This window comes from Rhizobium sp. Leaf453 (assembly GCF_001425605.1).
Taxonomy (GTDB): domain Bacteria; phylum Pseudomonadota; class Alphaproteobacteria; order Rhizobiales; family Rhizobiaceae; genus Pararhizobium.
The window spans coordinates 265,400-289,700 of the sequence record NZ_LMRG01000027.1 but is presented as its reverse complement, the minus strand read 5'-3'; the positions used below and the strand labels follow the sequence as shown (position 1 = coordinate 289,700).

Genomic DNA, 24,301 nt, shown 5'->3' with positions numbered 1-24,301 from the left:
CGCCAATCGGCTGAATATTGTCACCGCAACAAGAATTGGCGTTCTCTTTCCGCACAGCTTCATCATGATGGCACTCTGCCGCACATGATCATGTGCGCCTCGGAGACTTCTGCGCATGTCCACCCTCCTACCCTACCTGCCGCAACTGATGGTCGCCTGGGGTGCCTATATCATCGCCACGGCCTCGCCCGGGCCGGCGATCGTAGCAATCATCTCGACCTCGATCAGCCGGGGCCGCGCCGGCGGGCTGGCGCTGGCGGCGGGGGTGCTGACAGGATCCTATACCTGGGCGATGCTGGCTGCCGCCGGGCTTTCGGCCTTGATCCGCAGCTATGGCAATGCTCTGTTCGTGCTGAAGATCGCCGGCGGGCTCTACCTGCTCTGGCTGGCCTTCAAGGCGCTGAAGGCGGCGATGCGCAAGGAGATTGAAAACGACACGCCGCTTGACCGGCAGCCGCCGTCGCTGCGTCGCCTCTATCTCAAGGGGCTCGGCATCCACCTGACCAATCCGAAGGCGATCTTTTCCTGGCTGACGCTGGTTTCGCTCGGCACGCCGCAGGACGCGCCGCATGTCATGCCCATCCTGATCGGCGGATGCATGCTGCTCGGCATCGTCATCTTCATGGGCTTCGCGCTGCTGTTTTCGATCGAGCCGATCCATCGCGGCTATAAAAGAGCGCGACGCGGCATCGAGGCCGCCATGGCCGGCTTCTTCGCCTTTGCGGGTTTCAAGCTGCTGACGGCGCGGATTTAGCCTTATTCAGCCGCCACCTGGCCCTGGCCGAAGCGCTTCTCGATATATTCGCCCACCAGCGTCTCGAAATCACCGGCGATATTGGTGCCGCGCAGCGTCATCGTCTTCTTGCCATCGACATAGACGGGCGCGATCGGCAGCTCGCCCGTGCCCGGCAATGAAATGCCGATATCGGCATGCTTGCTTTCGCCGGGGCCATTGACGATACAGCCCATGACCGCAACCTTCAGGCCTTCGACACCCGGATACTTTTCGCGCCAGACCGGCATGTTGCGGCGGATATCGCCCTCGATCTTCTGCGCCAGTTCCTGGAACACGGTCGAGGTGGTCCGGCCGCAGCCCGGACAGGCCGCAACAACCGGAATGAACTGGCGGAAACCCATGACCTGCAGCAATTCCTGCGCCACCTGCACCTCGCGGGTGCGGTCGCCGCCGGGCTCCGGCGTCAGCGAGATGCGGATCGTATCGCCGATGCCCTGCTGCATCAGGATGCCGAGCGAAGCGGCGGAGGAGACGATGCCCTTGGAGCCCATGCCGGCCTCGGTGAGGCCGAGATGCAGCGCGTGGTTCGAGCGGGCCGACAGCATGGAATAGCAGGCGATCAGGTCTTGCACGTTCGACACCTTGGCCGACAGGATGATGCGATTGCGCGGCAGGCCGATTTCCTCGGCGAGTTCCGCTGAAATCAGCGCCGACTGGACGATGGTTTCGCGCATGACCTGCTGCGCCGTCAGCGGGAAGCCCTTCGCCTGGTTGTCGTCCATCAGCTTGGTCAAGAGTTCCTGATCGAGCGAGCCCCAGTTGACGCCGATGCGCACCGGCTTGTCGAACTGAATGGCGCGCTCGATGATCTCGGCGAACTGCTTGTCCTTCTTCGCCTTGAAGCCGACATTGCCGGGATTGATGCGGTATTTCGCCAGCGCCTCTGCGCAGGCCGGATGATCGGCGAGCAGCTTGTGGCCAATATAGTGGAAGTCGCCGATCAGCGGCACATCGAGGCCGAGACGCTCGAGCCGTTCCCGGATCTTCGGCACGGCGGCAGCGCTTTCGTCGCGATCAACGGTGATGCGCACCAGTTCTGAGCCGGCCCGATGGAGAGCCGCGACCTGCGCCACCGTCGCATCGACATCGGCCGTATCGGTATTGGTCATCGACTGGACGACAACCGGCGCCGATCCTCCGACGATCACGCCGCCGACATCGACGGCGACGGACGCCCGGCGTGGCTGGGGTTCGTAATCGAAGGACGAAGACATGGACGCCTCTTGGAAAGATGGTGCGGCAACTTGCTTTCAGGTGGATGACGAAAGCCGAGATGTCAACGGCAAGATCACGGCTTGACGGCGAATTGATGGCCTCCGGGAACCTTGGGCCGCGCGAGGCGGCCGGCCTGCGATCAATGGCCGCCCTTGTGGTCGGCGTGAACAGCGTGATGCGACAGGAGCAGCACGACGATGAACAGGATGGGGATGCAGGCGAAGATAATCGAAAAGCCGGTATGCTCACCGACAAAACCGATCAGCGACGGCGCAAACAGCATGCCGGAATAGCCCATAGTGGTCACGACAGAGAGACCGATACCCGGCGCCAGCCCAGGTATATTGCCGGCGGCCGAAAAGGCGATCGGCACCATGTTGGAAATACCTATGCCGGCAAGCGCGAAGCCAAGAATGGCCAGCGGCGCATTCGGCGCAAGTCCTGCGAGAACGAGGCCGACCAGCGCCGTCAGAGTGCAGATCCGCAGCGTCTTGACGCCGCCGAACCGGTCGCGAACGTGATCTCCGGCGAAACGCATGATCGCCATTGTCGCCGAGAAGGCGGCAAAGCCGAAGCCGGACAGTGCGACCGATGCACCAAGTTCGTTGCGCAGGTACAGCGCGCCCCAGTCCAGCACCGAACCCTCCGGCACCATCGAGAACAGGGCGACAAGACCGATCAGCCAGGGTAGCGGCGTCATCGGCAGGCGCAACTTTTCCTTCGCCGTATCCGGATGCGGCTGATCATGCAGCATCATCGGCCAGGCAATCGCGACCAGCGAGAAACAGACGGTCGTCACGAAAATCGCGTGCGGCAAAACACCGAAATTCGCCATGAGTACACCGCCGATGGCGGCGCCGAACAGCCCGCCGAGGCTCCAATAGGCATGGCAGGACGACATGATGGCGCGGCGCATTGTCTTTTCGACCTCGACCGCATTGGCATTCATCGCCACGTCCATGGCACCGACGAAACCACCGAGCAGGAACATGGCGGCGATGGCGACCCAGACATTGGGCACCAGCGTCAGAAGCAGGAGCAGCGGAGACAGGGCGACAGCCGTGACTTTGACCACCCTCTGCGATCCGAGCTTAGCAATAAAGCCGCCGGCAATCGGCATCAGCACCAGCGAACCGATGCCGAAGCAGAGGATCAAGAGGCCAAGCACGCTTTCACCGATCCCGAGCTTCTCCTTGAACTCGGGAATCTTCGGCGCCCAGCTGCCGGTGACGAAGCCATTCATCAGGAACATCAGCGAAACCGCGAGCCTCATCTTCGGCATGTAGCCTTGCGGCGCCTTTGCCCGCTGCGGCTGGGAAGTCTGGTGGTCCATAATCTGTTCCTGTTGCGATCCGGTGGCGGATCAAGCTTTGGTCTCAGTGAAGGTTCCGGCGGATCGGCGATCATCACCGATCTCCCACCGTGCGACGCGGACATCTTCGTCATGTGACGCCCGCTTCACGATCGACACCAATCCGGCCGGCCTCGAATCGAGGCTGTTAACAACAGTATTTCCGCCTGCATATTAGCTAATCGTGTATAACCAAGTATAAATCGGTATAAACACGCATAGCTGCCTTTTTCGGAATTTCAATCGATTTATACTCGCGGCACCAAAAATTGTGCTGAAAGAATTGGCATGACGCCTTGAATTTGGCCACGCTGTGCCAAATTTGCGTCGAATCGGGTCCGAAATGAGAAAAACCTTCCGCTCTTGCGCCGCACAAATGATGTTTTGTGCGCTGCCATCTGGCGGGCCATATGCGACTCTTCCCTCACGCCGGCAGACGGGCCGGATCAAAAAGATGGAAAAGAAAATGAAACTGCTTCCCACACTTCTCGCCGCTGCCGCTTTCGCCCAGCTGGTTTCTTTCAGTTCGGCCTTCGCGGGTGAAAACCTCGACGCCATCAAGGCCGCAGGCGCGCTGAAGATCGGCACGGAGGGCACCTACGCCCCGTTCACCTATCATGACGAGAGCGGCAAGCTTGTCGGCTTCGATGTCGAGATCGGCGAGGCCGTCGCCCAGAAGCTGGGTGTCAAGGCCGAGTTCCTCGAAGGCAAGTGGGACGGCCTGATCGCGGGCCTCGACGCCAACCGCTACGACACGGTGATCAACCAGGTCGGCATCACCGATGCCCGCAAGCAGAAGTACGACTTCTCGGAGCCTTACATCGCCTCGAAGGCGGTGCTGATCGTCAAGACAGACAATGCCGATATCAAGGACTTCCCGGACCTCAAGGGCAAGAAGGCCGCCCAGTCGCTGACGAGCAATTTCGGCAAGCTGGCGCAGGATTCCGGTGCTGAACTCGTCGGCACCGACGGTTTCGACCAGTCGATCCAGCTCGTCCTGACCGGTCGCGCCGACGCGACGATCAATGACAGCCTGTCCTTCCTCGACTTCAAGAAGAAGAAGGCCGACGCTCCGGTGAAGATCGCCGCCGAACAGGCCAATGCCGATTATTCCGGTATCATCATCCGCAAGGGCGAGCCGGAACTGCTGGAAGCGATCAACAAGGCGTTGGCCGATATCAAGGCGGACGGCACTTATGACGCTATTTCGCAGAAATATTTCGGCGCAGACGTTTCGAAGTAAGGGTAACCATCCCCATAGGCTTTCCCTGCCGGTCCACGGCGGGGAAAGCGAAATCATTGGCGGGCGCGAGAGACCGGATGACGGGAGCAACGGGCCGATCGCCCGTATCCACCTCGCCAGTATAATTTCCGCCCCGCCAAAAAACCTTCACCTTCGCGGCGGTCCCGTCCGCACAGATGGCAGTGCCGACGGTCGTTTTGCCGGGCAAACTCGCGCTGCAGCGGCTTCCGCCCGGCTTGGTAAATTCGAAAGTCGTGGCCTGCTGCGTCACAGTCAGCGAACCGGTGGTGTGAACGGTCTCGTCCCAACCGATGATGAGGTCGACGCTTTCATCGCGGCTGGATGGAGCTCTCGGTCGGGTTGTGCTGCAGGCGGCGAGCCCGACACCGAGAAGCAGAATGGTCATTGCTGAAAAAATACGCGTGATCGCCACGATCTCGTTACCCCGATTTGAACCGGCGCATCGAACGCGCTAGATCCCACGAAATCCCTTGTAAGAAGCCATCCGCTTCTCGACAATGGCCCCTACCTTCCAGCTGACCCAAGGAACGCCCGTGCCCCCCTGGCTTCAACTCATGCTCGATTCGCTCCAACCACTTCTCTGGGCCGGGCTGATCTTCACCATTCCACTGACGCTGCTCTCGTTTACGCTGGGACTGATGCTCGGACTTCTGACCGCGGTCGTCCGGCTGTTCGGACCAAGGCCGCTGGTCGCCGTGGCACGGTTCTATGTCTGGGTCATTCGCGGCACGCCGCTGCTCGTCCAGCTCTTCGTGATCTTCTACGGCCTGCCGAGCCTCGGCATCCTGCTCGATGCCTTCCCGGCGGCGCTGATCGGCTTCACGCTCAATATCGGCGCCTATACATCGGAAATCATCCGCGCCGTGATTTCCTCGGTTCCGCGCGGCCAGTGGGAGGCCGCCTATTCGATCGGCATGAGCTGGAGCCAGGCGATGCGCCGGACCATCCTGCCGCAGGCCGCGCGCGTCGCCGTTCCGCCGCTTTCCAACACATTCATCTCGCTGGTGAAGGATACGTCGCTTGCCGCCGCCATCACCGTGCCGGAACTGTTCCAAACCGCACAGCGCATCGTCGCCACAACCTATGAACCGCTGATCCTCTACATCGAGGCGGCCCTGCTTTATCTGGCGCTGAGTTCGGTGCTCTCGGCGCTTCAGGTGCGGCTGGAGAAACGTTTCGCCCGCTATGGCGGCTTCCTGGAGGCACGCACATGATCGAGCTTACCCATATCGTCAAGCAGTTCGGCGACAATGTCGTGCTGAAGGACATCAGCGTCGCCATCGCCGAGGGAACTGTCACCGCATTGGTTGGCCCCTCCGGCGGCGGCAAGAGCACGCTGCTGCGCTGTGTCAACCTGCTGGAAACGCCAACATCCGGCACGATCAAGCTGGGTGACGAACAGATCGTCTTTTCGCCGGGCAAGAAGACCGGCTGGGACGCGATCCAGCGGCTGCGCCGCCAGACCGGCATGGTGTTCCAGAATTTCCAGCTCTTCCCGCACCAGACGGCGATCGAGAACGTCATGGAAGGCCTCGTCACCGTGCTGAAATGGCCAAAGGACAAAGCCCGTGCGCGGGCGCAGGAACTGCTGCAGAAGGTCGGCATGGCCCACAAGGCAGACGCCTGGCCGGCCACACTCTCCGGCGGCCAGCAGCAGCGCGTCGCCATCGCCCGTGCCCTTGCCCCTTCGCCCCGCGTCCTGCTTTGCGACGAGCCGACCTCGGCGCTCGACCCGGAACTGGCCGAGGAAGTCGTCGAGGTCCTGAACCGTCTGGCGGCCGAGGGCACGACGATGATCATGGCGACCCACGACCTGCGGCTGGCATCCAAGGTCGCCGATCAGGTCCTGTTCCTCGACGGCGGGCTTATCGTCGAAAGCGGCGCGCCGAAAAGCATCTTCCAGACGCCGGAGCGGGAGCGCACGAAGAAGTTCATCTCCTCGCTCAGCGCCGGCAACAATTACGATATCTGAGCGGAATTCCGGTCAGCCGAGGTTCGGCCAGGTATCGGACAGCCGGTATCCCTGCTGCCAGGGATCGGCCGGATCGAGCATCAGCTGCGCCGTATGCGTCACCCAGGCCCGCCCCGAAATGACGGGGCGGATTGCTGGGGTGCCGGCCACCTCGGTGGTCGATTCGATGTGGCAGTGAAATTCAGAATCGATGATCGAGCGCCCGACGAACTTTTCGCCGATGCCGATCTGGCCGCGTGCATGCATGACGGCAAGCCGGGCCGAGCATGCGGTCCCCGTCGGCGAGCGATCGATCTTGCCGGGGCGGATGGCAACGGCATTGCGGCCGGTCAGCACGCCGTTTTCCCGCACGATCGGCGCGGCGAACTGGCAGAAGGAAATATGATCCCAATCGGGATTGGCGGGATGAACGAAGCCAAGCTGCGCATTTGCCGCCGCCGTGATCTTCATGCCCGTCGCGGCAAGATCGCGCGCTTCATCTGCGGCAAGAGAAAAACCGAGTTTGTGCGCATCGACCATGACAAAACTGTCGCCGCCATAGGCGGTATCGACGGTCAGCGTACCAAGTCCTTCCACTTCAAGCTTCGCGTCGAGCTTTGCAGCGAAAGAAGCGACGTTGCGGACATGAATGCGTTCCGCCTTGCCATTGGCGCAGTCGGCCCGGACCTCGATGACACCACCCGGCGCCTCCAGCACCATTTCCGTGACCGGCTCCAGCATCGGGATGATGCCGGTATCGAGCAACACGGTGGATACGCAGATCGAGTTGGAGCCGGACATGGGTGGCGTATCGGCAGGCTCCATGATGATGAAGCCCATCTGCGCACGCGGATCCTTGGGCGGCACCAGCAGGTTCACATGGCGAAAGACACCGCCGCGCGGTTCGTTGAGCACGAAATTGCGCAGTGTTTCATCCTGGGCGATGAAACGGGATTGCGCCCAGAGCGTGTCGCCCGGCGGCGGCAGGACACCGCCGACGATGACGTCACCTACCTCACCCTCGGCATGAACGCCAACCACATGAACGATCTTGCTGCTGCGCATTGCTGTTTCCTTACGATGGAATAGGCGCACCTTAGGCCGACGCTGCAAAAGGTGGAATCAAAAAGACCACCGGATGGGCATCATCCGGTGGTCTCTTATACCTTGAACGGAAATCGCTTACGCGCCGTAGACGATCAACAGGTCCTTGGCGTCGATCTGGTCACCGGTACGAACCAGGACTTCGGCGATCGTGCCGTCTTTTTCCGCGTGCAGCGCGGTTTCCATCTTCATGGCTTCGATCGACAGCAGGACGTCGCCGGACTTGACCGTTTGGCCGGCCGAGACCGCGACCGTGGAGATGACGCCCGGCATCGGCGCACCGAGATGGGCGGCATTGCCGAGATCGGCCTTGCGGCGAACGGCCGAGGAAGCCGCCCGGTTGCGATCGGGAACCTTGATCAGGCGCGGTTGGCCATTGAGTTCGAAGAACACCTTGACCATGGCCTGTTCGTCCGGCTCGCTCGTCGCCTGATGCAGGATGACCAGCGAGACGCCCTTTTCCAGCCCTGGCGACAGCTCTTCCCCGGCAGACAGGCCGTAGAAATAAGCGGGCGTCGGCAGGACCGAGACCGGGCCATAGGTATCGGCGGCCAGCGCGTAGTCGGTGAAGACCTTCGGGTACATCAGGTAGGAGGCGAACTCGAAGTCGGAAACCTCGCGCTCCAGCTTGGTCTCGATTGCCTTGCGCTCCGCATCGAGATCGGCCGGTGGCAGGAGGGAGCCGGGTACGGCGGTATAGGGCTTTTCGCCCTTCAAGGCCTTCGCCTGCAGCGCCTTCGGCCATCCGCCCGGAGGCTGACCGAGATCACCCTTCAGCATCGAGACGACCGATTCCGGGAAGGATACGTCCTTGGCCGGGTTCTCGACATCGGCCACCGTCAGGTCCTGGGAAACCATCATCAGCGCCATGTCGCCGACCACCTTGGAGGACGGCGTCACCTTGACGATATCGCCGAACATCTGGTTGGCATCGGCATAGGCCTGGGCCACCTGGTGCCAGCGGGTCTCAAGTCCCAGCGAACGGGCCTGCTCCTTGAGGTTGGTGAACTGGCCGCCCGGCATTTCGTGCAGGTAGACTTCGGATGCCGGTCCCTTGAGATCGCTTTCGAAGGCAGCGTATTGGTTGCGCACCGCTTCCCAGTAGAAGGAGATGCGGCGGATCCATTCGGGATCGAGACCCGGATCACGCTCGGAGCCCTTGAGCGCCTCGACGATCGAGCCGAGGCACGGCTGCGACGTGTTGCCGGAGAAGGCATCCATGGCTGCATCGACCACATCGACGCCGGCATCGACGGCCGCCAGCACCGTCGCCGCCGAAATGCCGGACGTGTCGTGCGTGTGGAAATGGATCGGCAGGTCCGTCGCCTCGCGCAGCGCCTTGAACAGCACCTTGGCGGCAGCGGGCTTCAACAAGCCGGCCATATCCTTGACAGCGATCATGTGGGCACCGGCCTTTTCCAGGTCGGCGGCCAGCGCAGTGTAGTATTTCAGGTCATATTTCGGGCGAGCCGAGTTGAGGATGTCACCGGTATAGCAGATCGTCGCTTCGCAGATCTTGTTTTCCTCAGCGACGGCATCCATCGACACGCGCATGTTGTCGACCCAGTTCAGGCAGTCGAACACGCGGAAGACGTCGATGCCGCCCTTGGCAGCTTGGCGGACGAAGTATTTCACGACATTGTCGGGATAGTTCTTGTAACCGACGCCGTTGGCGCCACGCAGCAGCATCTGCAAGAGCAGGTTCGGCGCGTCCTCGCGGATCCGTGCGAGGCGTTCCCACGGATCTTCCGTCAGGAAGCGCATGGAGACGTCGAAGGTCGCGCCACCCCAGCATTCCAGCGAGAAGAGGTTCGGCAGCGCCTTGGCATAGGTGCCGGCGACGCGGGCGATATCATAGGTGCGCACGCGCGTCGCCAGCAACGATTGGTGACCGTCGCGCATGGTCGTGTCCGTCATCAGGACTTGGCTTTGGGCGCGCACCCATTCGGCGAACTTCTTCGGGCCGAGTTCGTCGAGCTTCTGCTTGGTACCGGGCTTAATCGGCGCATCGATATACGGAACGATCGGCTTGGCCGCATCGACATTCGGCTTCGGACGGCCCTTGGCTTCCGGATGACCGTTGACCGTGACATCGGCAAGGTAGGTCAGGAGCTTGGTGGCACGATCCGCACGCTTGACCTGCTGGAACAGTTCCGGCGTCGTGTCGATGAAGCGGGTGGTGTAGCTGTTATCCTTGAACTTCGGATGGGCGATGATCGCCTCGAGGAAGGTCAGGTTGGTCGCCACACCGCGGATACGGAATTCGCGCAGCGCGCGGTCCATACGGGCAATGGTTTCCTGCGGGTTCGGCGACCAGGCGGTGACCTTCACCAGCAGCGGATCGTAATAGCGGGTGATGACCGCGCCTGGATAGGCCGTGCCGCCATCGAGACGGATGCCGAAGCCCGAGGCCGAGCGATAGCCGGTGATGCGGCCATAGTCGGGAATGAAGTTCTGCTCCGGATCTTCCGTGGTGATACGGCACTGCAGGGCATGACCGTTGAGGCGGATGTCCTCCTGCTTCGGAACACCCGATTCCGGCGTGCCGATGGCAGCACCTTCGAGGATGTGGATCTGCGCCTTGACGATGTCGATGCCGGTCACGACCTCGGTGACGGTGTGCTCGACCTGAATGCGCGGATTGACTTCGATGAAGTAGAATTTGCCACTGTCCATATCCATCAGATATTCGACCGTGCCGGCGCCGATATAGTTGGTCGCCTCGGCAATCCGGGTCGAATAGCCAGCCAGTTCCTGCCGCTGCGCCTCGGTGAGGTAAGGCGCCGGCGCACGTTCGACGACCTTCTGGTTGCGGCGCTGCACCGAGCAATCGCGCTCGAACAGGTGAACGACATTGCCATGGGTATCGCCAAGCACCTGGCTTTCGACGTGGCGGGCACGCTCAACCAGCTTTTCCAGATAGACTTCGTCCTTGCCGAAGGCGGCTTTCGCTTCACGCTTTGCTTCGGTGACTTCGCGGATCAGGTCCTTCGGATCGCGAATGGCGCGCATGCCGCGACCGCCGCCGCCCCAGGAGGCCTTGAGCATGACGGGATAGCCGATCTCGTCGGCGAGGCGGCGGATTTCAGCCTCGTCCTCGGGCAGCGGTTCGGTGGCCGGAACGACCGGGACGCCGATTTCGATCGCCAAGTTGCGGGCGGCGACCTTGTTGCCAAGGCGGCGCATTGTGTCGCCCTTAGGGCCGATGAAGATGATACCGGCCTCATGACAGGCGTCGACGAATTCCGGGCTTTCCGACAGAAGTCCGTAACCCGGATGGATCGCGTCGGCACCCGAGAGCTTGGCGACGCGGATCACTTCCTCGATCGACAGATAGCTTTCGATCGGGCCAAGATCACGAGCCAGATGCGGGCCGCGGCCGATCTGATAACTCTCGTCCGCCTTGAACCGGTGCAGCGCGAGCTTGTCCTCCTCCGCCCATATCGCAACCGTTTTGATCCCCAGTTCGTTTGCCGCGCGAAACACGCGAATGGCAATTTCGGACCGATTGGCGACAAGGATTTTGGAAATGGGCAAGTCGAACTCCTCAAGACTTGAAACGCGGAAATGCTGCACCGCGAAAAGCACTATTAGCGCGTCGTCACAAGAAGTTCAATTTCAGTTTAAGCCATAACGCAACCTTGTTGCGTCAGTTGATCAGACCCAGCCGGAACGACAGCGCAACGACGTGATGCCGGTTCTTGGCCTTCAGCTTTTCCTGGATGCCGTTCATGTACCAATCGACCGTATGATTGGAGATATCGAGGATCTTGCTGATCTCATTGGAAGTCATGCCATCGGCGAGATAATTCAGCGCCTCCATTTCGCGCCGTGTCATCTGCACATCGACGGTCGAGATCATTTCGGCGAGCACCGCCGGATCGGTCAGTTCCAAAAGACGCCAGAACAGCTTCTTGGCGATGCCGTCGAACAGGCTCATCTCGACTGGCGAGAGATCAACGACACGACCGCCGACCGTCATGTTGCCGAGCAGGCCGCGACGTCCGTGAACCGGGAAGATGTAGCCGTCATAAAGGCCGTGGTTGCGCGCCTCCACCATCATGCGCTCCATACGCTTGCGGTGCGGGTCGGAGCGGAAGGCGACCGCCGTGTCGCGCCAGCGGAAGCCACGCTGCGCATGGCCGAGATAGCGGATCGTCGGATCGATGATGACGTATTTCTTGCGGATGTAGATTTGCGGCCAGCCATCCGGCCACCGGCCTGCAAGCAAGAGGCTCAGCGGATTTTCATCGGGCTTGGGCTGACGAACGATGCCGTAGTAATCGAAGCCGTACCGGTCCAGCAACCGCTCGAATTCCTGGACGATCTCGTCCCTGCTCTTCATTTCGTCGATGAGAGCCAGAAACTGCACCAGCAGCGTGATATTCATAAAATCCCCTCGATAAAAATCGGCCCGCGAGCTCAAATAAAACTGCTGCGACGCAACATGAATGGCTTGTTCAGCACCCATTCATGTTGCAGTCGCGATAATCCCCACCGTCACTCATGAAACCACCTATCGCTGCATCGGCGCTGAACCGCAAGATGTAAAAAATAGCAGACTATGGATATGTGCCGGAGCGGCGGTTCGCTGCGCTGGGCAACTTACCACAGACAACCCCGCACGCTCGACATCAAAGTTCGATCGAAAGCATGCGGGGGTGGACCATGAAGACGCGAGACGAAGTGGAAACGGCAAGGGTTTTTTCTGGGGCAATCCAGATGCGGTCATGAAGGCCGGCTCAACGCAAAGACCGCTTCTTCTTGGAAATCATGCCGCGATGCGAATGCCTGTTGCTTTTCATTGCACCGCAAACCAGCTGCCCAAGAGGGATAAGACAGTGTCATTGTTCCAGATCTATGCAAGAGCGCTTCAGTATCTTGCCGTTCACAAGCTTCGCGTCTCCGCGATCGTCATTGCCAACATCGTTCTGGCCGTGATCACGATTGCAGAGCCAATCCTGTTCGGACGCATCATCGACGCGATCTCTTCCAAGCAAGGCGTCACGCCGATGCTTCTGATGTGGGCAGGCCTTGGCGCCTTCAATACCGTCGCTTTCGTTCTGGTTGCCCGTGAGGCTGACCGGCTGGCGCATACCCGCCGATCGACCCTGATCACCGAGGCTTTCGGCCGTATTATTTCCATGCCGCTGTCCTGGCACACCCAGCGCGGTACCTCGAACGCGCTGCATACGCTGCTGCGCGCCTGCGAAACACTGTTCGGCCTCTGGCTCGAATTCATGCGCCAGCATCTGGCGACCGCCGTCGCGCTGACGCTGCTGATTCCGACCGCGTTTGCCATGGATGTCCGTCTGTCGCTCGTTCTCGTCGTGCTCGGCGTGCTCTACGTTATCATCGGCAAGATCGTCATGACGCGCACCAAGGAAGGTCAGGCTTCGGTCGAGGATCACTATCACACCGTTTTCTCGCATGTGTCGGATTCCATCAGCAACGTTTCGGTCGTCCATAGCTACAACCGCATCGAAGCTGAGACCCGCGAGCTGAAGAACTTCACCCAGAAGCTGATCTCCGCCCAGCTGCCGGTCCTGGACTGGTGGGCGCTGGCCAGCGCGCTGAACCGCATGGCTTCGACCATCTCGATGATGGCTATCCTCGTCATCGGCACGTACCTCGTCCAGAAGGGCGAACTGGGCGTCGGCGACGTCATTGCCTTCATCGGCTTTGCCAACCTGCTGATCGGTCGTCTCGACCAGATGAAGGCCTTCGTCACGCAGATTTTCGAAGCCCGCGCCAAGCTGGAAGACTTCTTCGTGCTGGAAGACTCGGTCCGTGAACGCGAAGAGCCTGCCGATGCCGGCGAACTCAACCATGTCCGTGGCGAGGTCGAATTCCGCGACGTGTCCTTCAACTTTGCCAATTCGAACGAAGGCCTTCGCGATGTCAACTTCATCGCCAAGGCCGGCCAGACGATCGCCATCGTCGGCCCGACCGGCGCCGGCAAGACAACACTCGTCAACTTGCTGCAGCGCGTCCATGAGCCGGCCGGCGGCAAGATCCTGGTCGATGGCGTCGATATCTCGACGGTAACCCGCAAGTCGCTGCGTCGCTCAATCGCCACCGTGTTCCAGGATGCAGGCCTGCTCAACCGCTCGATCTGCGACAACATTCGCCTGGGTCGCGAGGATGCGTCGCTGGTCGAAGTCATGGCCGCCGCCGAAGCTGCCGCTGCCGCCGACTTCATCGAAGGGCGCCAGAGCGGTTACGACACGCGCGTCGGCGAACGGGGCAACCGTCTGTCCGGTGGCGAGCGTCAGCGTATCGCCATTGCCCGGGCGATCCTGAAGAACGCCCCGATCCTGGTGCTCGACGAAGCGACCAGCGCGCTGGACGTCGAGACGGAAAACCGGGTGAAGGTCGCGATCGATAACCTGCGCAAGGATCGCACCACCTTTATCATCGCCCACCGCCTTTCGACGGTGCGCGAGGCGGACCTGGTGATCTTCATGGATCAGGGCAAGATCGTCGAAATGGGCGGCTTTAACGAGCTCAGCCAGAGCAATGGCCGCTTCGCTGCCCTGCTGCGCGCCAGCGGCATCCTGACGGACGACGATGTCCGCAAGAGCCACGCTGCCGCCTGATCGGTCAGCTTATTCCCCTAACTTCACGATCCCCGCGGTTCTGCCGCGGGGATTTTTGTATTTGCCCGATGATGGTGCACACCGGGTTGCGGCGACCGGGGCAACCCGGCTTTCCATCAGATGCTGGCACGGCGATCACCTCGTCGCGGCCTGCGGCCAGCTGCAAAAAGACCAGCAGGCGGTCGGTATCAGGCTGCAGCAGCTTCCGGCCGTGACAATCCGCTGATCCAGTCGAGATAGCGGGCATAGGCGAAGTGCAGAGCGATCCCCAGAACGACGAACAGGGATCCCCAGACAGGATCGCGCCCCGTCACGAACAACAAGACTTGCCCAACCATGGCGAGGATCGTTCCGAAGATGAAGACGGGCAGGGAATGGCGGCCGATCATGACCAGCGGATGATCGATCCTGAGACGCGTCAAGCGGCTGAAGATCGGGAAGACGGCCAGGAGATAGGCGAGTGCCAGGACATGCAGCAACCGGGTCGATGACAGGAACGTCTTGTCGAAACCGGTCAGAACGGCGGGCAGCCCGTAGGAGAAATCGATGTTCCACCAGGACAGCACCACCCAGAAGAAGGACAATGTCACATAGCCGCCAGCGAGGAGAACGAGTACCGGATGACGCGGCAGGGAGTGGCCGGCGCGCGACCGCATCATGCAGATCACGCCGATGACGAACAGGAACTGCCATGACCAGGGATTGAGGAACCAATAGCCCTCGTCGAGGAAATTGATCGGCACGATCATGAAGATACCGGCAGCAAGCCAGAGTGCCGCCGACGCTATGAACAGCAGAAACGGACTGCGCGCATAGAGCCAGAGCACGGCCGGGAGGATCAGGAAGACCACCGCATACATCGACAGGATATTGTTGTAGCCGAGCTGGTGTCCGAGCAGGACCATGGCAACGATGCCCTGTTCGGTGTGATCGACCAGCGGCTTGATGTTGATCTCGCTGATCAGGTCCTGCCGTCCGAAATAAAGCGCGCCGCCGGCGAAGATCGCCAGCGTGACGATGCTCGTCATGATATGCGCGACATAGAGCGTGAAGGCCCTTCGCCAGATCTTCAGGCTGACGGCAAGGCGGCGGCCGATGACGAATTTCCGCCCATAGGCGAGACCGGCCGACAGCCCTGAAATCAGTACGAAGGCCTCGGCGGAATCGGAAAAGCCGAAATTCTTCGTCGTCAGGAATTCAAGATATTGTCCCGGCACATGATTGATGAAGATCGTGATGAGGCAAAGCGCGCGGTACACGTCGAGCCGTGTATCGCGTTCCGGGGGTATGGTTGAAGCGGTGGCCGCGCGCCCGTCAGCGGCAGGCGCGGGAAAGTCCAGTTTTTGCAGCATTCAGTCTTGTCTCGTCCGGGTTCAGTGCCCCTGCCCCCATCGACGCGATGTGTCCGCCTGCGGTCAAAACAAAACCGGCCTTGCGCCTTCTGGTGCAAAGCCGGTTTTCGCGTTCATGACGCGCCGGCAGCTACAACAAAACGCCTTCATGCGCGTTTTTTGTGACAGTATTATTGACGCTCACGACGGGCTCATCGCTTTCCGCATTTTTGCTCACGGAAATCGCATAGGCCTTGCCGTCAACGTTCAGCGTCGCCGAGAATCCGGTCCAGCTCTTCGGCAGGACGGGCCGGATAATCAGTCTGTCACCCTGACGGCGGATGCCGAGAATGCCTTCCACGGCAGCACGGTAAAGCCAGGCTGCGGAGCCAGTGTACCAGGTCCAGCCGCCACGTCCCGTCAGTTCGCCATGACCATAGACGTCGGCCGCCACGACATAGGGCTCGACCCGGTAATGATCGGCGCTGTCGCGATCGCTCGAGTGATTGACCGGGTTCAGCATCTGGAAGGCGCGCCAAGCGTCTTCGGTGCGGTTCTGGGCAGCAAGCGCCAGCACCACCCAAGTGGCCGCATGGGTGTACTGCCCGCCATTTTCGCGGACGCCGGGCGGATAGCCCTTGATATAACCCGGATCCTGCGCGGTGCCGGACAGCGGCGGCGTGAACAGCCGGATGATCTGGTGATCGCCGTCGGCAAGTTCGGACAGCACCGCATCCATGGCCTGCGCCGAGCGGGCGGGATCGCCTTCGCCGGACAGGACACTCCAGGACTGGGCAATCGAATCGATCCGGCATTCCGTGGCATCGGCGGTGCCAAGCGGCGTGCCGTTGTCATAGTAGCCGCGACGATAATGCGCGCCATCCCAGCCGGCCGTCTCCAGCGCCTGCTTGAGCACCGGAAGATGCGCTTCCCACGCCTCGACCCGCTTCGTATCGCCGCGTTCGCGGGCGATGACGAGGAAAGAGCGCAACGTGGTCGCAAGGAACCAGCCGAGCCAGACACTCGTACCCTTCCCTTCGATACCGACGCGGTTCATACCGTCGTTCCAGTCGCCGCCAAGGATCAGCGGCAGGCCGTTCTCGCCCTTGCGGGCAATGGCGAGGTCCAGCGCGATGGCGCAATGCTCGTAGAGGCTCGCGCGCCGTTCGGACACGGTTGGCTGGAAGAAGCTGTCATGCTGACCGTGTTCCAGCGGAGCGCCTTCGATGAAGGCGATTTGTTCGTCGAGAATGTCCTTCTTGCCGGTGACCGAGTAATAATATTGCACGGCATGGCCAAGCCAGACGACGTCGTCGGAAATCAGCGTGCGGACACCGGCGCCGGTGCCCGGCAACCACCAGTGAAGGACATCGCCTTCCGGGAACTGCCGCGCCGCTGCATTCAGGATTTGCGCCCGGGCAAGCTCCGGACGGTGGATAAGGAAGGCCAGCGTGTCCTGCAACTGGTCACGAAAGCCGAAGGCGCCACTGGCCTGATAGAAGGCCGAACGTGCCAGAATACGGCAACCGAGGCTCTGATAGGGCAGCCAGGCATTGACCATGTTGTTGAACGCCTTGTCGGGCGTATCGATCTGGAGAATGCCGGTGAAGTCCTGCCAATAGCTGCGGGAAGCCTCCAAGGCCGCGTCGAACGTCGTCTGACGTGCGGTTTCCAGATGTTCCAGCGCCTGGGCGGCATTGTCGGAATCGCCGATATAGAAGGTCAGGTCACGGCTCTCGCCGGCCTTGAGGTTCACATCGAGCACGACAGCGGCACAGGGGTCGCCATCGGCATCGAGCGAGCCCGACAGGGCGCCACCATCGATCACGGCCTGCGGCGCGTAGATGCTGCCGACCTTGCCAAGGAATTCACGTCGGCTGGAGGTGAAGCCATCAGGCTTTTCGCTCGCCGCCAGGAACGCGGTCCGTCCGGCATAATCGATGCTATAGGGATTGCTCGCCAGAACGGCACCGCTCGCCTCGTCATGATGCGAGAGAATGAACGGCGTGGTCTTGGCCCGGTTGTTGCCGAGCAGCCATTCGGCATAGCCATAAACCTTGAGGCTGCGCGCCTCGCCGGACGTGTTCTTCAGCCGAAGCTGCAGATATTTGACCGGCGCCTGGCGGTGAACCGTCTGGCTGACCTCGATCTCGATCTTGTCCTGCACGCTGCGGAAGACGGAATAGCCGAGCCCGTGGCGGGTTTCGAAGACGACCGACTTGCGGCGCGACAGAGCGGCATAGGGGGTAAGCACCGCCCCGCTGTCCATGTCGCGAACGAAGATCGCTTCGCCCGGACGATTGGTCACGGGATCGTTGGTCCAGGACGTCAGCTGATAGTCACGCGAGTTCTTGCCCCAGGTGAAGGCGGCACCCTCGGCGGCCACATGGAAGCCGAATGTCTCGTTGGAAATGACGTTGATCCACGGCTGCGGCGTTGCTTCGCCCCCGCGCAGGCGCGTCACATATTCGCGGCCATCCGGCGCAAAGCCGCCATAGCCGTTCCAGAACTCCAGCCCATCGCCGTTGATCTCGGCGGCGGCAACCGCGCTGTCCTCGCCGATCACGGCGAGCAGCGGCGCGACCTGCACATCCTCTTCCTTTTCCGGCTTGGTCAGCAGGTTTTCGGCGCGGGCGATCTGGTCGGAAATCTTGCCGTTGCGGGCATGGAAGACCGCGCGCGAGGCCGACAGCAGCGCCGCCCAGGTCTGCGGTTCCATGATATCCCGGCGAACCGCGAAAATGTGCTGGCGCGGACCATCCGCGAGACCACGCAGGCGGAGGTTTTCCGCCATGGCATCCAGCGTGTGCTGCATGTCCTGTGCGTAGGATGCGGCACGCTCGTTGACGATGACGAGATCGGCGGTGACGCCGCGCGAACGCAGATATTCCTGCGCCTTCAAGGCTTCACGGGCGATGCTGAGGTCGATGTCATCGTTGATGCGGACGGTGAAGATCGGGAAATCACCCGAAATCGCCAGCGGCCAGAGCGCCGATTGCGGCGCAAGGCCGGCCTGCACCGTCGACGAATCGGCACGCAATTGCATGTCCGGATAGACGAGATAGCGACCCAGCGTCTGGAAGTTTGCCGCTTCCTGCGAGGTGACGCCGACATGGCGCATCTGCACCTGCGAACGGGTCCATGCGTGGATCATTTCGTGGTTGAAGCTGTCCGGGTGACGATAGCGGTCGACCGCACGGTCGATGGCATCGCGATCGGGTGCCGCGATGGTCCAGAAGATCACATGAACCTTCTTGCCGGCCGGCACACGGACGACACGGCGCAGCGAAACGATCGGATCGAGCGTGTAGCCGTCGGAGCCCGAAAGCTTGGCGTCACTGTCGAAAGCCTGCGCCTCGGCGAGCGTACGGCCAACACCGATGAAGCGGCGGCGATCCGTCTCGGCCTCGGTGTGCCGGGTGCTGGCGGCATTATCGACGATCAGATGCGCGACCCGCATATCCGGATCGCTCGGGCTGCGCTTGTTGCGCGTGACGTGGATCACATCACCCTTCGCATCCACCTCCGTCTGCACGAACATCTTGGCGAACATCGGATGGGCACTGTCGGTATCGTCCGTTGTCAAAACCGGCTCGGCATAGGACGTGACTTCGATGAAGCGGTCTTCCGTGCCGGTGTTAAGCAGGATCACGCGGCGGCCTTCCGCATCATGCTCGGTGGCGACGATGCATTCGACTTCACTGGTGAGGTCGCCGACGGTCTTGATGAATTCGGCCTTGTCGTCGCCAAAGCGCGTCGTCGCCTTTTCACCGGCGGCGCGGCGTGGCTCGGCCGTTGCCGACCACCAGTCGCCGGTTGTCGTATCCCGCAGAAAGATGAAGGTGCCTGAGCGGTCCTCGGTCGCGTCTGCCTTCCAGCGGGCAACGGTCTGGCCGTTCCAGCGGGAATAGCCGGAGCCTGTCGCCGTCAGCATGATCGAGTAATGACCGTTCGACAGGAACACCGTCTCGCGATCCTTGGCGAGCGGATTGGTCAGCACGCGGACTTCGGGGCGCAGCAGGTCTTCCTGGCCCTTGCCGAGCGATTCCGGCTCCTTCTTGGTGTTGATGATCGGGATGTCGCGCGGCGCCTTTTCCTGCAGCAGCAGTTCGGCCGCTTCGATGACCGGATCGGCATGGAACCACTCGCGCAACCGTCCATTGAAGACGACGTTGGCGACGGCCGCGATCGACATGCCGTGATGGTGGGCATAGTAGTTGCGCACGACCGCGCAGGTCTTGCCTTCCGGCACGCGGGTCGGGGTGAAATCGACGGCATCGTGGAAGCCGTAGACACCGAGCGCACCGAGAGCGCGCAGGCGCTCCAGATTGGCGATCGCCGCCTTCGGATCGTACATGGAGGCAAGGATCGACGCATAGGGCGCGATGACGGCGTTCTGGCCGAGACCGCGCTTGAGGCCCAGCGTCGGAACCCCGAAATTGGTGTACTGGTAGGTCAGTTCGTGGTCGCGGGCATTGAAGGCCGCTTCCGAAATGCCCCATGGCGTGCCGAGACGGCGGCCGTGATTCATCTGTTCCTTGACGATCAGATTGTTGGTCTGGTTGAGAATACCGCCCTGACGCTCCTGCATGACCAGCGGCGGCATCAGATATTCGAACATCGAGCCAGACCACGAAATCAGCGCACCGCGCGCACCGATCGGCACGATCGGACGGCCAAGCTTGTACCAGTGCTCGGTCGGCAGGTCGCCCTTGGCGATGGCGAACAGGCTGGTGAGGCGGGCTTCGGATGCCAGAAGGTCGTAGCAGGCCTCGTCGAGTTCGTTGGTGTTGACGCGGTAACCGATCGACAGCAGGCGCCGTTCCGGACGGAACAGGAAGCTGAAATCCATCGTGAACGCGATATCGCGCGCCCGGTCACGCAGCACCACCAGACGCTGGCGCAACGCTTCGATGGCGCTGAGGTCAAAGACGCTGTCGGCGATATGGGACTCGCAGGTGTTGACGAGCATGGTCGCCCATTTCGTCACTTCGCCGCTCTGGGCGCTCTTGACCTCGTGATCGAGATTGAGCGTCAGCTTGTGAATGTCACGCGCCAACACTGCCAGGTTGATCACCCGGATGGAGGCAAATTCATGCTCGCGCTTGACGGCGGCCAGTGCGTTCTGGAAGCCGACGATCCGCTCTTCCATCAGGCGGCGCAGCGGCCGCACGGTCTTGCGGTCATCCGGCAGATCCGCCAGCACTTCCGACAGGATGGAGGCGACGTCGCCGATACCGTCGAGATTGCCCTGCACATGCGCGGAAGGTGCTTCGGCCCATTCGCGGCACATGGACGAGACAGCGATCAGATGGCCGGCGAGGTTGCCGCTGTCCACGGCGGAGACGTATTTCGGCTCCATCGTTTCCAGCGTGTCGGTCTTGTACCAATTGTAGAGATGACCGCGGAATTTCGGCATGCCGTCGATAGTTCCGATGGTTTCCTCCAGACGGCGAACCGCCTCTTCGAAACCGATCCAGCCGAAATCACGGGCCGACATCACCGAGAGCAGGTAAACGCCGATATTGGTCGGCGATGTCCGCTCGGCGAGAATCGGATGCGGAATTTCCTGGAAATTGTCCGGCGGCAGGAAGTGCTGCTTGGCGGTGACGAAATCGTCGAAATAGACCCATGTGCGGCGGGCGATCTTGCGCAGTTCATCCACGACATCGTCCGGCACGACCAACTGGTCTTCCGTCTCCGCCGACTGGCTGACGAACCAGGCAATGGCAGGCGACAGGGCCCAGAGCAGCGCGAAGGGGATGCCGATGAAGGGCAGACCGGTATCCGAAATCGCCGCAAGCGCCAGCGAAACCGCCGACAGGACCGGCACCATCCACATCGAACGGTAATAATCCCAGACAGTGCCGCCAGACGAACTGTGAACCTGAGCGGCCGTGCGCCACTCCAGCATCAGCTTGCCGGAAACGAAGGTGCGGTAGATGGAGCGGCAGATGGCATCCGCCATCATCGCGGCGGAATGGGCGATGAAGACGATCCGCAGGACGACTTGCGCGTTCGCCGCCTGAATTTCCGACAGCACGGCATGCAGATGGGCGCGCGCGACGATGTCGTTGCGGCGCGGCATGATGCCGGAGATCAGTGACATCGTCGGCGCGACGAACAGCGAGAAGATCAGCACGAACTGCCAGATCAGCGCCTGCGTCGGCTCCATGTAGTACCAGCCCATTACCGAGGCGATCAGCCAGGCAACCGGGATCAGCGAACGGCGCAGGTTATCGTACATTTTCCAGCGGCCGAGCATGCTGACGCCGTTGGAGAGGTTGAACAGGTACGGCAGCAGTTGCCAGTCGCCACGCGCCCAGCGATGCTGGCGCGACATTTCGACCTCGTAGCGGATCGGGAAATCCTCGACCAGTTCGACGTCGCTGACCAGTGCGCAATGGACCAGCGAACCTTCGAGAAGATCGTGACTGAGAACTGAGTTTTCTTCGATCCGGCCCTTCAAGGCCGCTTCGAAGGCATCGACGTGGTAGAGGCCCTTGCCGGTAAACGTGCCTTCGCCGGCGATGTCCTGGTAAACGTCGGAGACGGTGAAGACATAGGGGTCGATACCGCGGTTGACCGAGAAGATGCGCTGGAACATCGAGGCATCGCTGCCGGTCGTCAGCGACGGCGTGACGCGCGGCTGCAGGATGCCGTAACCGGCGGTGACCTTCTGGGTGGCGGGATCGACGACCGGGCGGTTGATCGGGTGATAGAGCTTGCCGACCAGCTTGGTCACGGCATCGCGCATCAGGCGGGTGTCGGAATCCAGCGTCATGACATACTGGACATTATCAGGCACGGTGTTGGCTCCGGCGAGGAAGCTCGTATCGCTGTCGCCACGCAGCAGCAGGTTCAGCTCATGCAGCTTGCCGCGCTTGCGTTCCCAGCCCATCCATGCGCCTTCGGCCTCGTTGTAGAGGCGGCGGCGATGCAGGAGGTAGAAGCGCGTGCGGCCGTCATGGGCATAACGCGCGCTCAAGGTCTCGATCTCGCGCTTGGCATATTCGAGCACGTCGAGGTCGGCAGCGGTCTGTTCTTCCCTTGAATCGGTCCAGTCGCTCAAAAGTGCGAAGTAGATCTCGCCCTTCGGATTGGCAAGATAATGGACCTCGAGATTGCGCACCAGTTCATCGACATGATCGCGCTTTGAAATCAGACAGGGTACGACGACGAGTGTGCGCGCATCCTGCGGAATGCCTTCGAGGAATTCGTAACCGACGAGCCGTGTCGGCGTGACGAACAGCGTGACCAGCGTGTTGAAGAAGCCCGCAGCACCCTCCGACGCCGGCAGGGCGAACAGGAGCAGCATGATCAGCTTGGCGCCCGTCGGAATTTCCATCGGGCTGACGAAAATATAGACCGCGATCATCGCCAGGATGGTGAGCACGATATTCGGGCCGGCAATGGCCAGCCAATCGAGCTTGCGGCCGACGCGAATGATGTTCTGCAGGAGCGAGGGGCGATAATCGAGCCTGGCTTCCAGCAGGCGGCGCTGCTTGCCGACGAGGAAACTGCCGACATTCGGCTCATGCGGCGCGGTTTCCGTGTCTGCAGGAGCGGTTGCCTGCTCCTTGACCATATCAAGCGCGATATGGGTAACCTGCAGTTCGGTATAGTCGGAACGCCGGGCGAGACGTTCGATCGTGTTGCGGTATTTGTTTCGCGAACCGAAATCAAGCGAGGAATAATCCGAACCCTCACGCAGCGCATCGTCGAGCTTGCTGACGCTTTCGAACCACACGGCCCAGTCATTGTCGTCGATTTCACGCAGGCTGCGGATGATGTTGCTCATCGTCGCATTGCCGGACGACAGACGGTTCTGTTCCGCGACCAACGCTTCCTCGACATGAGAACCGCGCTTTTCGAGCTGGTCTTCGAGCCATGTTATCACGAAGCTCGATGTCTGCGACCCGTCGCGCAGACGATAGAGCAACTGGGCGACGAAGGTATTGTCGGCACAGAGCGGCTGGGCTTCGGCGAGAACAGACTGAAACTTGTCCGGCTCGCCGAGGCGGACGATCTGGTCGGCCACGTCATTGGCCTTGTTGCGCATGTTGCGCGAACGATCGACGCGGATGGCAATGCGGCGAAGGTTTTCGATCAGGACGAAGCGAAGAATGGACGGCAGCGCCCAGAGTTCGCCGATCTTGAAGGTCTCGTGCCGCTGGAAGCCCTCGACCATCGCCGTCAGGCTTTCGCGCGAAACGGTGCTGTGGGTATGGGCGACATAGAGCCAGGCAAGCGCCATCGTCGTCGGGATCGTCGTGCCCTGGACCGAAAGCGTCGGCAGCTGGCGATAGAACTTGCGCGGGAAATCGCGCCGGACTTCCTGGATGGATTCCTCGACCAGATAGTGATTGTCCAGCAGCCATTCGGCGGCGGGCGTAATCGATGCGCCGGCCTCGACGTCGGTCGCCGTCACCTTGTAGACGCGAAAGATTTCGTGTTCGTTTTCACGATGCCGCGGACGGAATTCGAAGGGAAAGAAACCCGGAAGACTGGAAACGCCATCGCGGGCGAGAGCCGCACCGCATTCACGAAGCTCGTCGATGGTAAAATAGGTCGCGCGGATCGAATCGTTATAATCGATCGGCTTGGTCTCGGCTTCGCGCGCGGGCGTATTCGGCGTGTTCTGAAGGGGCATGGGTACGGGTTCTGAATCCAAGCGGTGTTGAGGGGTC

13 protein-coding genes are annotated in these 24,301 nt (G+C 61.3%); 5 read left to right on the top strand and 8 right to left on the bottom strand.

Annotation, left to right across the window (positions count from 1 at the left end):
* Positions 1–115: 115 nt before the first annotated feature.
* Complete coding sequence (locus ASG68_RS24570; protein WP_062586331.1) at positions 116–754, top strand: LysE family translocator; 639 nt, start codon at positions 116–118, stop codon at positions 752–754.
* A 2-nt stretch (positions 755–756) separates the two neighbouring features.
* Here ASG68_RS24570 and ispG read toward each other — a convergent pair whose 3' ends face one another.
* On the bottom strand, positions 757–2,010 hold the full coding sequence (ispG, locus tag ASG68_RS24565) for a flavodoxin-dependent (E)-4-hydroxy-3-methylbut-2-enyl-diphosphate synthase (protein WP_062586324.1): 1,254 nt from the start codon (positions 2,008–2,010) through the stop codon (positions 757–759).
* 140 nt (positions 2,011–2,150) lie between these two features.
* Positions 2,151–3,344 (bottom strand): MFS transporter, encoded by a 1,194-nt coding sequence (locus ASG68_RS24560; protein ID WP_062586322.1) that lies wholly within the window; start codon positions 3,342–3,344, stop codon positions 2,151–2,153.
* Between the two features lie 484 nt (positions 3,345–3,828).
* Here ASG68_RS24560 and ASG68_RS24555 point away from each other — a divergent pair, with 484 nt between their 5' ends.
* Positions 3,829–4,605 (top strand): amino acid ABC transporter substrate-binding protein, encoded by a 777-nt coding sequence (locus tag ASG68_RS24555; protein WP_062586320.1) that lies wholly within the window; start codon positions 3,829–3,831, stop codon positions 4,603–4,605.
* Here the strand turns inward: ASG68_RS24555 and ASG68_RS24550 are convergent.
* Positions 4,565–5,038 (bottom strand): hypothetical protein, encoded by a 474-nt coding sequence (locus ASG68_RS24550; protein ID WP_156373602.1) that lies wholly within the window; start codon positions 5,036–5,038, stop codon positions 4,565–4,567. The genes ASG68_RS24555 and ASG68_RS24550 overlap by 41 nt on opposite strands.
* A 121-nt stretch (positions 5,039–5,159) precedes the next feature.
* Between ASG68_RS24550 and ASG68_RS24545 the strand changes: the two genes are divergently transcribed.
* On the top strand, positions 5,160–5,840 hold the full coding sequence (locus tag ASG68_RS24545; RefSeq protein WP_062586541.1) for an amino acid ABC transporter permease: 681 nt from the start codon (positions 5,160–5,162) through the stop codon (positions 5,838–5,840).
* Positions 5,837–6,598 (top strand): amino acid ABC transporter ATP-binding protein, encoded by a 762-nt coding sequence (locus tag ASG68_RS24540; RefSeq protein ID WP_062586307.1) that lies wholly within the window; start codon positions 5,837–5,839, stop codon positions 6,596–6,598. The genes ASG68_RS24545 and ASG68_RS24540 overlap by 4 nt, the downstream gene beginning before the upstream one ends.
* Positions 6,599–6,610: 12 nt before the next feature.
* On the opposite strand, the gene ASG68_RS24535 is transcribed toward ASG68_RS24540, so the two are convergent.
* The 3 genes from ASG68_RS24535 to ASG68_RS24525 all read right to left on the bottom strand — a co-directional run bounded on the left by ASG68_RS24535 (position 6,611) and on the right by ASG68_RS24525 (position 12,071).
* Complete coding sequence (locus tag ASG68_RS24535) at positions 6,611–7,642, bottom strand: trans-3-hydroxy-L-proline dehydratase (protein ID WP_062586304.1); 1,032 nt, start codon at positions 7,640–7,642, stop codon at positions 6,611–6,613.
* A 117-nt stretch (positions 7,643–7,759) separates the two neighbouring features.
* Positions 7,760–11,218 (bottom strand): pyruvate carboxylase, encoded by a 3,459-nt coding sequence (gene pyc, locus ASG68_RS24530; RefSeq protein ID WP_062586539.1) that lies wholly within the window; start codon positions 11,216–11,218, stop codon positions 7,760–7,762.
* Between the two features lie 112 nt (positions 11,219–11,330).
* The gene (locus ASG68_RS24525; protein ID WP_062586537.1) at positions 11,331–12,071 is read right to left on the bottom strand and encodes a LuxR family transcriptional regulator; all 741 of its coding nucleotides are present in this window, start codon (positions 12,069–12,071) and stop codon (positions 11,331–11,333) included.
* Between the two features lie 451 nt (positions 12,072–12,522).
* On the opposite strand from ASG68_RS24525, the gene ASG68_RS24520 reads away from it, so the two are divergent.
* Entirely contained in the window at positions 12,523–14,280 is a 1,758-nt protein-coding gene (locus ASG68_RS24520) for a glucan ABC transporter ATP-binding protein/ permease (RefSeq protein WP_062586534.1), read from the top strand.
* A gap of 188 nt (positions 14,281–14,468) precedes the next feature.
* Here the strand turns inward: ASG68_RS24520 and ASG68_RS24515 are convergent, their stop codons facing one another.
* The gene (locus tag ASG68_RS24515; RefSeq protein ID WP_062586302.1) at positions 14,469–15,632 is read right to left on the bottom strand and encodes an OpgC family protein; all 1,164 of its coding nucleotides are present in this window, start codon (positions 15,630–15,632) and stop codon (positions 14,469–14,471) included.
* A gap of 130 nt (positions 15,633–15,762) precedes the next feature.
* Positions 15,763–24,264 (bottom strand): GH36-type glycosyl hydrolase domain-containing protein, encoded by an 8,502-nt coding sequence (locus ASG68_RS24510; RefSeq protein WP_413814041.1) that lies wholly within the window; start codon positions 24,262–24,264, stop codon positions 15,763–15,765.
* Positions 24,265–24,301: the final 37 nt, after the last annotated feature.

Bases quoted from the DNA above. Each gene is read 5' to 3' on its own strand.
- ispG (WP_062586324.1), bottom strand. From the start codon at position 2,010: ATGTCTTCGTCCTTCGATTACGAACCCCAGCCACGCCGGGCGTCCGTC.
- ASG68_RS24570 (WP_062586331.1), top strand. From the start codon at position 116: ATGTCCACCCTCCTACCCTACCTGCCGCAACTGATGGTCGCCTGGGGT.
- ASG68_RS24515 (WP_062586302.1), bottom strand. From the start codon at position 15,632: ATGCTGCAAAAACTGGACTTTCCCGCGCCTGCCGCTGACGGGCGCGCG.
- ASG68_RS24510 (WP_413814041.1), bottom strand. From the start codon at position 24,264: ATGCCCCTTCAGAACACGCCGAATACGCCCGCGCGCGAAGCCGAGACC.
- ASG68_RS24535 (WP_062586304.1), bottom strand. From the start codon at position 7,642: ATGCGCAGCAGCAAGATCGTTCATGTGGTTGGCGTTCATGCCGAGGGT.
- ASG68_RS24540 (WP_062586307.1), top strand. From the start codon at position 5,837: ATGATCGAGCTTACCCATATCGTCAAGCAGTTCGGCGACAATGTCGTG.
- ASG68_RS24555 (WP_062586320.1), top strand. From the start codon at position 3,829: ATGAAACTGCTTCCCACACTTCTCGCCGCTGCCGCTTTCGCCCAGCTG.
- ASG68_RS24525 (WP_062586537.1), bottom strand. From the start codon at position 12,071: ATGAATATCACGCTGCTGGTGCAGTTTCTGGCTCTCATCGACGAAATG.
- ASG68_RS24560 (WP_062586322.1), bottom strand. From the start codon at position 3,344: ATGGACCACCAGACTTCCCAGCCGCAGCGGGCAAAGGCGCCGCAAGGC.